9 protein-coding genes and 2 pseudogenes are annotated in these 12120 nt (G+C 58.4%); 9 read left to right on the top strand and 2 right to left on the bottom strand.

What is annotated here, in order from left to right; genetic code table 11:
• Positions 1 to 330 (top strand): hypothetical protein (locus K290_RS38195; protein ID WP_210163781.1); only part of this gene is annotated, 330 nt, incomplete at its 5' end.
• Between the two features lie 374 nt (positions 331 to 704).
• Complete coding sequence (locus K290_RS0132480) at positions 705 to 1898, top strand: glycosyltransferase family 4 protein (RefSeq protein ID WP_028755338.1); 1194 nt, start codon at positions 705 to 707, stop codon at positions 1896 to 1898.
• Between the two features lie 399 nt (positions 1899 to 2297).
• On the opposite strand, the gene K290_RS0132475 is transcribed toward K290_RS0132480, so the two are convergent.
• Entirely contained in the window at positions 2298 to 3020 is a 723-nt protein-coding gene (locus K290_RS0132475; protein ID WP_028755337.1) for a GntR family transcriptional regulator, read from the bottom strand.
• Positions 3021 to 3176: 156 nt separating this feature from the next.
• Here K290_RS0132475 and K290_RS0132470 point away from each other — a divergent pair, with 156 nt between their 5' ends.
• From K290_RS0132470 to K290_RS38675, 5 genes and pseudogenes are all read left to right on the top strand, one after another.
• Positions 3177 to 3992, top strand: a complete 816-nt coding sequence (locus K290_RS0132470; RefSeq protein WP_051264280.1) for an ABC transporter ATP-binding protein — start codon at positions 3177 to 3179, stop codon at positions 3990 to 3992.
• A gap of 13 nt (positions 3993 to 4005) precedes the next feature.
• Entirely contained in the window at positions 4006 to 5001 is a 996-nt protein-coding gene (locus K290_RS0132465) for an ABC transporter substrate-binding protein (RefSeq protein WP_028755335.1), read from the top strand.
• Between the two features lie 204 nt (positions 5002 to 5205).
• Positions 5206 to 5781: an ABC transporter permease gene (locus K290_RS35650; RefSeq protein WP_245276722.1), complete on the top strand. Its 576-nt coding sequence runs from the start codon at positions 5206 to 5208 to the stop codon at positions 5779 to 5781.
• 12 nt (positions 5782 to 5793) lie between these two features.
• Positions 5794 to 8157, top strand: a complete 2364-nt coding sequence (locus K290_RS0132455; RefSeq protein WP_028755334.1) for a CehA/McbA family metallohydrolase domain-containing protein — start codon at positions 5794 to 5796, stop codon at positions 8155 to 8157.
• Positions 8158 to 8415: 258 nt separating this feature from the next.
• A pseudogene (locus K290_RS38675) lies at positions 8416 to 8594 on the top strand (type II toxin-antitoxin system RelE/ParE family toxin); the annotation flags it as partial.
• Between the two features lie 135 nt (positions 8595 to 8729).
• Here the strand turns inward: K290_RS38675 and K290_RS0132450 are convergent.
• The gene (locus K290_RS0132450) at positions 8730 to 8978 is read right to left on the bottom strand and encodes a hypothetical protein (RefSeq protein ID WP_028755333.1); all 249 of its coding nucleotides are present in this window, start codon (positions 8976 to 8978) and stop codon (positions 8730 to 8732) included.
• A 375-nt stretch (positions 8979 to 9353) separates the two neighbouring features.
• On the opposite strand from K290_RS0132450, the gene K290_RS0132445 reads away from it, so the two are divergent.
• Together K290_RS0132445 and K290_RS0132440 are read left to right on the top strand one after the other, a co-directional pair.
• On the top strand, positions 9354 to 11396 hold the full coding sequence (locus tag K290_RS0132445; protein ID WP_028755332.1) for a methyl-accepting chemotaxis protein: 2043 nt from the start codon (positions 9354 to 9356) through the stop codon (positions 11394 to 11396).
• Positions 11397 to 11644: 248 nt separating this feature from the next.
• A pseudogene (locus K290_RS0132440) lies at positions 11645 to 12120 on the top strand (acyltransferase family protein); the annotation flags it as partial.

The following is a 12120-nucleotide window of genomic DNA, read 5'->3' as shown; positions in this document are numbered from 1 at the left end:
TTGTGCTTGCCGAAGATTTCTCCCCAGGCTGCCATTATCTGGATGTCGGTGCCCGCTTTGGCTTACGGTCTTGCCGGAAATCTATTTCTCCATAATAGACTGGGATTGTCGCATCTTTCAGTATATCGGGGTTTGGCCCCTGCGGTAATTGCCTCGGCTTTCATGGCTCTTGCGGCGTGGTGGGTGAGGTCAGAAATGCTCGATTGGAGCACCGGCCTTCGCCTCGGCCTGACGATCCTGATTGGGGTGATCGCCTATTTGGGTTGGCTTGGACTTTTTCATCGGCAATGGACGACCGAGCGCGTCAACCTCCTGCTTGGCCGTAGTTGAGATGGAAGGCGTCGCGCGTAGGTCTGCCATCTCATGCAAGCGGCCGAAGCGATAGAGCGGCGGCAATATCGATCCGCCTCTAATGATTTCCTGGTAATGCACGCGGCATTGATCAGTGAACCGATAATCACCTAACCCAAAACCGGGATGGGCCATAGGAGGACGCGGGGATTGTTCGGGACGTCCCAAAAGATCTTCTTAGGACGCCGCAGTTCGCCGGCAACGTTTGGAATGCGTCGTTTTTGGCATCAACTGTCGCATGAGTGAGTATTTCGTGATATAGGCTGGCGCACAGCCGCTGCTCAAGGCGCCCGCCGCAACGATTCCCCGAACCGTCGATCGAAGCCCTAATCGAACCTTGGAAGGACTGGAGAATGGCCAAAGGCATACGAATACTCGCCCCTGTTGGCTATCCCTGGGAGTTCACTGGTCCACGGATACGAGACTATGAAACAATGCGACGGAAATTTATCCCGTTCGATAGGCTTGGACGTGGATGGGACGGCTTTACTATTTTCAACCCGGTCGATGTTGTCCGGTGTGATCTTATTCACGCGTTTAATAGAATCCCCCTGAATGGCACGCCATTCATTATCGGCTTTGAATCACACCTGCCCCGAACATTTTCGCCTGACGCAAAATACTACACGCCCTATTTATATAAGAAGCTCCTTTCCGAAAAATGCAGGCGTATCGTTGCGATCTCAAACTTTGCAAAGCAGAATTTCGTTGCGGGATTGCATGCAGATGGACTGCCGGAACAGGATCGCGAACTCCTTATTTCGAAAACGACAATCCGCTATCCTAATATCATCATCGACAGCGTGACGCCTCCCAAGTTTCAGGGAAGTTCGGAGATATTCGAGCTGACTTTCGTCGGAAACCACTTCGGAAGGAAAGGAGGATGTGTGGCCGCGAGAATTGCGGAGCTTGCGCAGGAAAGAAAACTTCCTCTGCGGGTAAACATAGTATCAAAGCTTCAAATGGGTGGATCCATATGGACTGATCCGGTCGATGGTAAGGTCCTGGAGCGATACGTTAAGATGCTGACCCTGCCAAATGTCAGCTACTTCCCGACATTGCCAAACCGCGATGTCCTGACGCTCTTTGACCGGAGCCACTTTTCTCTTCTAACAACCTTTTCGGACACCTTTGGCTTCAGCGTAATCGAATCCATGTCCAGAGGAACGCCCGCCCTCTGTACTGCCCAAGGCGCATTGCCGGAATTTGTCTCCGACGGGACCAACGGCCTCATGATCGCCCCGGCTTTGACACCTGGATTATCGCACTGGGGCCCAGAGACGGATGAGAGAAAAACCCAAAAGTTCGAAAAATCGTATCAGGATGAAATAGAGCGCATGGCGATCGAGAGCGTTCGGAAAATTGAAGCAATCTTCAATGACCATCAAGGTTATATGGCGATGCGCACTGCCGCCATGAACACGTGCAAACGATTGTTTGATGCGAGAGACGCTGCAGAATTCTGGAACGACACCTATCGAACTGCGCTGGCCGGCCGCTCTGGGAAATATCCAACGCTCGTTCCAGCGGGCGTGGAAAAGCGGTAACGGTTGGAGCCTCTCTCACATCGTCATTCTGAGGGACAAACCTCCATCTGCCCCATTCGCCGTCGAATGTGCCGGCCGTTGCCGGCGTCTCGGTGATACTATCTGAGACCGAGGCAGCATGTCGGGTTCTCAACATTTTCTCCGAGCACCGATCAATGCGGCGACCTGGGACCTGTTGTCAAACTCGTTGCTTAACAGGATCGCCGGACCTTGGCCGCGTCGGCGCTCCGATGGAGCGATGCTCGACATCGCTCAACGACGGATGCCTCCTTCGGTATCCGCCTCACCCAGCAAGCAACCGCTCTACCGTAACCGGTGTTTTATTCAAACTACATAATTTTGCGGCTTTGGGTTAAAAATGGCCGGCCCCCAGTTCGATTCCGTGCAAGAGCAAAACACTCAGCGAATAGGTACTTGGTTGCCGAGGACAAACTTATAGCGCTCGGGCCGAATGAAGAATTCAGACTTTTCTGCGCAGGCGCCGTTTTCGAAATAGGAGGTTCGTTCGAGCACGAGCAGGACCGTATTTTCCGCCACTGCGATCAGCGACGTTATCCGAGGCGAAACAGCCCGTGCTCCGATCGCAATCTCGGCGGCGACAATGTCGGAGCCGGCTCTGTCTTTGAGAAGCGCATAAGTCGGCTGCTCTTCGGCGAACTCTCGATCAAGATCCGACATGAAGTCCGGCAGGAAGCTTCGGCCCAATGCAATTGGCTCGTCATTTACTACATGAAGCCGCTCAAGAAGCGTGCATTTCGTTCCGAATAGCGACGCAAACGCTTGTGGTGTGTCAATGGCGCTCAGCTCGATGATGCGCATGGCGGCGTCGAAGCCCTGAACTTTCAGCGACTCATGAAAGCTACGCAGCGTATCGATCTGATGTCGCACCTGCTTGCCGGCGACGAAAGTGCCCTTGCCTTTCCGGCGCTCGATCAGCCCGTCCTTGTCGAGCTGTTCGAGCGCCAGCCGGACGGTGACGCGGCTGACATTGAAGCGGGCCATGATCTGCGCTTCCGATGGGAGCCGTCCGGAGGGCTCGTAGGTTCCTTCGGTGATCTCGGCACGAAGACGATCGGCGATCTGCAGGTACATCGCCACCGGGTTGTTCCGTATCAGGTTCATCGTTTTTCCATCGAGGTTGAAAAGACCACGGAGCAGAGCAGCTTTGGAATAGCGTTCTCTTCAGCCGCCACACAAGGGGAACTCTTCACGTTGATAACCTGTATTATAATGTATTAAAAATTGGGGCAACTCCAATCCAGGTCGTCCGAAGGCAACATGGCATCTCTACCTACTTCACGGCAGATTTCATCCGGCGCCGCCTTTTCGGTGGACGGCATGGCTTTCGCCTATCCCGAAAGCCGACGCGGCGTATTCGAACGGTTTTCGCTAAAGGCCCGCCCAGGAGAGTTCGTCGCGGTTCTGGGGCCGTCCGGTTGCGGCAAGTCGACGCTGCTTAATCTTCTGTCCGGCTTCCTGCGCCCGCAATCGGGACATATCACGATAGACGGTGCGCCCGTTGCGCCCGAACATCCGGCCCTCGGATATGTATTTCAGTCGCCAAACCTCTTCCCTTGGCTGAGCGTCCTGGAAAATGTCCGCTTTGGCCTGCGCATGAATCGTCGGGGATCGCCGCAGGAGCAGCGAGCCGTGGCGCTCAATTTTCTGCGGCTTGTCGGTCTGGAAGAGCAAGCGGAAGAGCCGCCTCATCGGCTCTCGGGTGGCCAGCGTCAGCGCGTGGCGCTTGCGCGCTCACTGGCGCTCGAGCCGCGCCTTCTGCTCATGGATGAACCATTCGCGACACTCGACGCCATGACGCGCGCAACCCTCAATGACGAATTGCTTCTGATCTGGTCGAGTTTGGGTCAGACCGTGCTGTTCATCACCCACGACATCGACGAAGCGGTCTATCTCGCCGACCGGGTTCTCGTCCTCGGCTTTCCCCCGGCAGGCATAATGGCCGAAGTGGCAATCGATCTGCCGCGTCCGCGCGACCAGCGCGGCACGAGAGCCAATCCATTGTTCGCAGAACTGCGCGAACGGCTCTCCGAGGAAATCGCCAAGCTCACGGCCGGCAATAAACGCGTTATTTGAAAAGGACTATTCGATGAAAGGCATTTTACCTGCAGTTCTTCTCGCTTTTGCGGCGGCTTTGCCTGCCCATGCCGAGGATCCGCGGCCGCTTCGCATTGGCTGGGTCCAGGCCATGGCGAATGCGCCTGCCTTGATCGCCGAGGAGAAAGGCTATTTTCAGGAAGAGGGATTGACCGTCGAACTCAAGGGTTTTGGCGATGGTCCGGTCATCCAGCAGGCGGTGGCTGGAGGCGAAATCGATGTGGCCTATATCGGTGCGCCACCTGTCTATCAATGGGCAACACACGGTCTCGACGCGAAAATCATTGCCAAGGTCAACTATGGTCAGGCAGCCGTGATCGCCAAGACGGATGGCCCCATCCACGCGCTTTCCGACCTCAAAGGCAAGAGGCTTGCCGGCGTCAACAAAGGCAGCGGCATGGACGTGCTGCTGCGTGGTTATGTCCTGAAAGAGGCCGCCAGCCTCAGCCCGGACGCGGACCTCGCGCTGTCGCAAATGCCCGTGGGCAACATGAACGCTGCCCTCGATACCGGCGTCGTCGATGCGGCCTTTTTGTGGGAGCCCTTCATAAGCCAATCCGTGCTCCGCGGCGCAGGTCGCGTTGTCTTCGACGTGAACGGAGCTTTGCCCGGCTACCCCTGGTACGTCGTGGCAGCGCCTGCCAAGACGCTGGAGGAACGACCGGACGATCTCGTGAAACTGCTGCGGGCGAATGCGAAAGCCATCGCCTTTCTCAGAGCGCATCCTGAAGAGGCCAATCAGATCATCGCCCGAGGCTTTAAGCTGGAACCCGTGAAGGCTGCCGACGGAAGGATGGTTCCGCCAGAAGCGATCGTTGCGGAAGCAAGGAAACGGCTCGGATGGTCCGCTGAAATAGAGCCGTCCGATCGTGCCTTTATTCAGCGCCTCATCGATTACTCCGTCGACCTTGGTTTTCTCGACAAGCGACTGAACGTCAACGACATCATTGACGACAGGTTCGCCGCGAAGGCGGCCGCTCAGCGATGAGATACGATCAATGAAGAAGTTGGCAGCACGGCTGCATTTCCCACAACCGTCCTGGCGCTGGGCAGCGCTTCCGTTCCTGCTTGTGGTGTGGTGCCTGGCGGCTAGCCGGGTTCCCTCCTATGTGCTGCCGCAGCCTTGGGAGGTGGCTGCTGAAGGGGTCCGCTGGGTCCGGTCGGGCGAGCTGGGCCGCCAGGTCATGCGAGCTTGCTGCGGGAATTCGGCGGATTCGGCGCGGCCGTCGTGGCGGCGGTGCTCATCGGCGTATCCGCTGGCCTTTGGCGGCCTTTCCGTGAGTTCGTCCAGCCTCTGGTCAGTCTCTTCATGGCTATCCCGCCGATCGCCTGGGCGCCGCTGTCACTGATCTTCTTCGGCCTTGGATATCTTTCCATCGCCGTCGTCATATTCATCGCATCGGCCTTCCCAATGGCCCTGACGATCCAGGAGGGTGTGCTTTCCATCAGCAGCGGCGAGGTGCGTGCGGCACGTATTTTGGGTGCCAAGCGGCTGCAACTGCTGGCTCATGTATATCTTCCCGCCTCTCTTCCTTTCCTGACTGCCGCATTGCGCATCGGCTTTGCCCAGGCGTGGCGTGCGCTCGTGGCGGCCGAGATGATCGGCGCCTCCCAAGGTATCGGCTGGATGGTCGGCATGGGCGGGCAGCTCGGCAATTCGGCACAGGTGCTTCTCGGCATCGCCCTGATCGGGCTCACAGCGTGGCTCATGGAGAGCCTCGTGTTTCGACGAATAGAGCGCCGCTACGAAGGCTGGCGTGGACAATAACGGACGTTTCCCATGACAGAGATTTTGCCGCACAAGACGTTTCAAGCCGCCGTCCATTCTCCGACAGGTATTGCCGATCACTTCGACACTCTTCCCTTTCTCGGCCGTCTGACTTGCCAGAGGCAGACGCTGACCGCGGGCGAATGGACCGAACTGGAGCTCGTTTATGAGGTCGGGGCTGTCGGCCTTGCAGACGGCGCGTGGCTGAAGCTCGCCTTCAAGTTCTATTCCGACTGGGCGCTTTTCCAGACAACGGACCCGACGGGCGCCAACTATGTTTCCGCCGAATACCACGCCGGTCCTCTGGTTTCGGGGCAAAGCCCAAGTACGGTTCAAGCGCTGAAGGTGCGTTTCGACCAGAAGGGACACGAACGCCCGTTTCAGAAGGCCGTCATTATCGATGTCGTCGACGGCTATCTCAATCCCGGCGACAGAATCGTCATCCGCCTCGGTGATCGGCGGCAGGGCGGGGCCGGCACTCGCGTGCAGACTTTCGTGGAAAAGGCGTTCCGCTTGCGGCTGTTCATCGATCCGCTGGGCAGCTCGAAGTTTGCGGAGGTGCCGGGCGACTGCAAGCTGGAGATCTCGGCTGGACAACCACACGCCATTCAGGTCATCGCGCCGCGGCTGATCGGCCTCGATCAGTCCTTCGATGCGATCGTGCGCGTCGATGACATATGGGGAAATACCTGCCATGATCGCGATCTGCAGGGCGCGCTCGTCATCACCGCACCGGATGGGAAGCAACGGACGGAGCCAGTGGCATTCGCCCCGGAAGGCTGGACGTTCGCTCGAATTTCCGGTCTTTCCTTCGCCGACGCCGGCGAATGGAAATTGGAAGCCCGGCTGAACGGCGAGCCTTCCGTCGCCCCGGCCTACGTGCAGAGCGAAGAGGGAGCTTCGCGCGCTCTCTATGCGGATTTGCATGTCCATTCCGACGACACCGTCGGCACGAATGACGCGACCTACAATCTCACCTACGGACGCGACATCGCCGGGCTTGACGTGGTGGGCTACACGGTCAACGACTTCAACATCATCGAGGCGAATTGGGACAAGGCCGTGGAGATCATCCACGACCTCAACGAAGCCGGCCGCTTCGTCTGCTTTCCAGGCACGGAATGGTGCGGCAACTCCGCCGCCGGCGGCGATCGCAATGTCGTCTTCCTGCGCGACGGCAAACCCCGCTTTCCCTTTGACGAGAAGGGGCGGTCGCTTCGTTCTTTCGAGTGGAATGAGATGACGGCCGGAGCGATCCGTCCTGGCATATGGCCAGTGGACAGGCTCTATGCCGCCTATCAGGACGATCCTGAAGGGCATTTGCTGATCCCGCACGTGGGCGGCCGGCGCTGCATTCTGGACTGGAACCATCCGGAGCTGGAGCGCCTCATAGAGATTGGTTCCGCCTGGGGACAATTTCATTGGCTTTACACCGAAGCCCTGGCGCGCGGATATAGGGTCGGCGCTTCCGCTGCGAGCGACGAGCATCAGGGCCGCTGCGGCGGCGGTGCGCCAGCCACCGGAACCTTCGGTGCGCGCGGCGGGCTCACCGGCGTCATCACCGATCGTTTCGACCGAGCCGGCGTCGGCAGCGCGCTTCGGGCAAGGCGCACTTTTGCGACGACCGGCGAACGCAGTTTCGCGGTTCTGTCGCAAGGAGAACATTTGATGGGCGAGGTGTTCGACGCCGGGCCCGGAAAGCCATTGGCTTACCGTCTGCTCGGCCATGCCGGCTGGGAGGAGGTTCAGCTTTTTTCCGGCGACCGCGTAGTCTGGCGACGCGATTTGCACGCCGAAGCGGGCTTCAGCGAGCGGAGCGTGCGCATCCGTTTCGGCGGCGCGCGGATCAAGGATCGTTACCGGGCCGCCTATTGGAGCGGTGAGGTCGCTGTAACCGGTGCCGCGCTCCTGGATGCCCAGGGGGTAGGCTTCGACCATCCCGAACAAAGCGTGTGGCGTACGGGTCTCGGCGAGCTCGGTTTCAAAACGGCAACACATGGTGATGTCGACGGCATTGAACTCAAGCTTTCAGACCTGCGTGGTGCCCGTATCGCCGTTGCCGCAAAGCTCCATGGCTACAGCAAGATCGGAAATCCGCTGCAGCCGCCACCGCATATCCATGCTCCGGAAGTATCGCTGGAGGTAAGCGGCAAGGACCTTATTTCAAAGGGCTCCATTTCCATCAATCTCTCGGGGGTGGAATTGCGGCTTTTGATAGAGCGTGTCACCGATCAGCCGCTGCCGCGCGATCTCGCTGGCGAGATACCGATTGCCGAACTCGAATTGCAGGAAGGACGCGAGCATCCGCTTTTCCTTACCGCAAGGCAGCGGGATCAATCCCGTATCTGGACGTCGCCGCTATTCATGACAACCTGATAGCTGGAGACGTCCGAGCCCGCGCTTGTGGGCTTATCGGGGAGAGCGCTGTTTATGCCGGATTGCAATGGCTAAGACCTTTGTCCTAGCCGAAGTGATACGCGGGGCATTCTTGGGCGTTCCCAAGGGCGCCTTGGAAGCAGCGTGGGCCTGCGGGATAAGCCCTTCACGACGGTCTGTCGCGTTTGGTCGCCGCGCGCCGTGCGTCGCGCTTGCCGACGAAACGATACTTCAGCTTAGAGCGACACCCTTGGTTCCACCCGCCGCTTGATCGACTTTCCCGCAAGCGGACGCGTTGGGAGAATTGCTGGGACGCGCGAATTGGTTATCACCGGAACACCGCATATTGCCGCATATGCCATTACTGAAACTGCAGTTCGTGTCCTTCGCGTCCTCACGGCGCGCAGGAATGGCCAGAGACTTTGTCCGGTAGCTAAGTTTCTAGCTTGGCACGCAGACCCTACGTCCTCTGAGATAATCGCCTGCTGCACACCAAGCTTCGCGTCCGCATAAGGTGGATATTGCCTAGTTGTCAGTGAAAAACCCAGGTGACGCCGCCGGTTCGACTCCCTTCAACTCCAAGCCAAGCACTTTATGATCGGCCAAACCAAGGGCAGCCGGCATTTTTCAAGCAGGACAAGGGCCAAAATCCCACCAAACGCCACGGCAACGCCGAGCCGTGTTGTGCCTGGATAGCGAAGGCAATGCGCGCCGATGGCAAAGGCCATCGGTGAATCCATTCCCCAGGAATTGATCGGGTTGACCGACGTGCCGAGGACCGGCCTGCCCGAAAATAAATCTTGGAAATAGGTGAGCGGCATGGAGAGTAGCGCCGCGGCTCCGGCGGCAGCGGGGACCGTCAGTGCGTAAACTTGCGAGGGGGCGGTTGCGAAAGTGAGTGTAGCCACTGAAATCTGCTAAGCCCGCCAGGGCGCCGCGCCCTGCAATATCCGATTCCCGCAGAACATGTCCCAAGCGCGCATCCAAGATTTAAACCTCGGTGAAAGTGAACTTTCTATTAGAATTTTATCGAAATGCTATTTGATCCAAGCGACGGCGAAAATGCTTCCTCTCGAGAACGAGGGTTAATCTCAAACAAGCCGGACGCATATGGCGCGGTCGAATGAGTCGATCAGCGATTGCGATAGTCAGCTGGGGATATGAAGACTCCTGTTGCCACCAAGCAGGACTCAAATATGCCCGTAAGCGTCTTTTCGCGCATCAGCACCAAACTGGCGACACTTTCTGCAATCGGTATCTTCCTGGTAGCGATCATGATTCTCACGGTTTGGCAGGGTGGCAGTCTCGTCCGCGAACGTGCGAAGAACCAGGAGAGCCAGCTCACAGCTTCACGCGATCTGGTCGACGCCAAGGCTTCCTTGCGCGGCATGCAGACCGGCGTGCGTGATCTCCGTCTTGCGACCTCCGAGGAGGAAATTGCAAAAGCTTCAGACTATATCGCTGCCCGCCATCATTCGGTGATCAAATACCTCGACGAGGCGATGGGCGGACTACGATTGCCAGCCAACAGGGAGCAGATAGAGAAGCTCAAGACGTTGGCCGAGGGCTTTTTTGCCGCAACGGGCGACATGGTCGAAGTCGTGAAGGCGAAGGTCGCCGTCAAAGCCGGTGATCCTTCTCTCGACGCAAAGGAGAATGATGCTCAGGCAAAGCTGCTGGCAATTTCGGACGAGGCATCCAAGCTGATCGATGAAGGGGTCGAGTCGGCAAAAGCGGCGGCGACAAAGGCCGAGGCAGAGGCGACTGCAACCGCCACACTCGTCCTATCCGTCAATATCGGCATCGGTCTGCTGACCATCGTCACGCTGGTCGGCGCTGCCGTGTTCGGCTCCCGGGCGATCGCACGGCCGATTGGTGAAATCACGGCAAACATGAATGTTCTCGCCCAAGGCAATCTTGACGCGAGCGTCCCTTTCGCCGACAGGAGCGACGAGATCGGCCAGATGGCTCGTGCCGTCGAAGTATTCCGGCAGAACGGTATCAAAGTCCGTGAGATGGCTGCACAGGAAGCGGCCTTGCAGGCGAAAAGCGCCGATCTGCAGTCGAGCATCGGCATGGTTGTTTCGGCCGCGGTTGCCGGAGACTTCACGCAGCGCATCACTAAAGACTACGACAATGCGGACCTCAATCGCTTTGCCGGTCAGGTCAATGAGTTGGTCACTTCCGTCGACCAAGGCGTCGCCGAGACCCGCCGCGTCGTGTCGGCGCTTGCAGACGGTGATCTGACCGACAATATGCGCGGCGAGTTCCGCGGCGCGTTCGGTGAGCTCAAGGAAAACGTCAACGCGACGATGCTTAACCTGCGCTCCGTCCTCGGTGAAGTACGAGCCGCCGTCGATGCGATCAATGGCGGCGCCGGAGAGATGCGGATCGCCTCCAGCGATCTGTCGAAACGCACCGAGCAGCAGGCGGCGTCGCTTGAGGAAACCTCTTCCGCCTTGGAGGAGATTACCGTCGCGGTGAGGCACTCGACTGAGCGTGCATCCGAAGCCAGCCACATGGTGAACGAGGCAATGAGAAGCACCGGACAGTCGAGCGCCGTCGTCAGCCAAGCGGTTTCGGCGATGGAACGGATCGAACAGGCCTCCGGCGAAATCAGCAAGATCATCAGCGTTATCGATGAGATTGCGTTTCAGACCAATCTTCTGGCGCTCAATGCCGGCGTTGAAGCGGCCCGTGCCGGTGAGGCCGGCAAAGGCTTTGCCGTTGTCGCCCAGGAGGTTCGCGAACTTGCCCAACGCTCCGCGGGTGCCGCCAAGGACATCAAGGCACTGATCACCCGATCGAGCGAGGAGGTCCATTCCGGGGTGAAGCTGGTGACAGCGACGGGCGAGGCACTGACCTTGATCCAGGGCCATGTGGTCGAAATCAACGAGCATGTGCATTCAATCGCGACGGCTGCGAAGGAACAATCGACCGGGCTTACCGAAGTCAGCACCGCCGTTAACGAAATGGATCAGGTGACGCAACAGAATGCGGCCATGGTGGAAGAGTCGACGGCTGGGACCAACCGCTTGGCCGAAGAGGCGTCGAACCTTGCCCGCCTCATCGCCCGCTTCAAGCTCGATGGCGGTTCCGTCATCGCTCAGCCACGGGTCGCCGGCCAGACCAGCCGTCCGGTTGCCTCTCCCGCCCGCGCTCTTGGCCAGAAGCTTGCCGATGCGTTCGGCGGCCGGTCGGCAACCGCAGCCGCCGTTGCCAACTGGGAGGAGTTTTGATGGAAAAATTGGCCGCGGCATTGGCGGAGGCGCGGGGGGGACATCGCTGGAAATCATCGCCTTCCATCTTGGCGATCAGCAGTTCTGCATTAAAATGACATCCATCCGGGAAATCCGGGGATGGGCAGCGGCTATGCCGCTGCCCCCAGACCACTGACAAACCCGTCGATATTTTCGGCGGGTTTTGTTTTTGAAGATTGGGAGTTTTAATTTTTTGTTGTGAGGCGGGGCGCAATTGGCGGCTAGACTTGCTAGGCACCTTCTTGTGTTCGTCACTCTTTTTGCCTACACCGCCGCCGCTTTCGACATTTCCCGAGATCCTCTTTCCCTGGAACGGCCCTGCCTGGTCGCTGTTCTTCGAGCTGCTGATCAATTTTGCCTATGGCTTGGTCGCCGTGAAATTAAGCGGACGGGCGCTGACTGCAGCGATCATTGGCGCAGCATTCTTTCTCGTGGTCGCCTCTCTCCATTTCGGAACGTTGGAAGGCGGTGCGACCTGGGCCACTTATCCTGTCGGTTTTCCACGGGTGATCTTCTCGTTTTCGCTCGGCATCGTAATCAAGCGCTATTGGATGCGGCCGGTGCAACAATCCCGCATCGGACCATGGCTATTGTCGGTCCTTTGCATCGCAGTCCTGGTGTTTGATCCAGGCGATGCGCTTCGACCCTATTACAATCTGTTCGTAATCATTCTCCTCTGGCCGCTGGTCGTGATCATGGCGTC

Source organism: Rhizobium leucaenae USDA 9039 (assembly GCF_000426285.1).
GTDB classification, from domain to species: Bacteria; Pseudomonadota; Alphaproteobacteria; order Rhizobiales; family Rhizobiaceae; genus Rhizobium; species Rhizobium leucaenae.
This window is presented reverse-complemented; position numbering and strand designations above follow the sequence as displayed.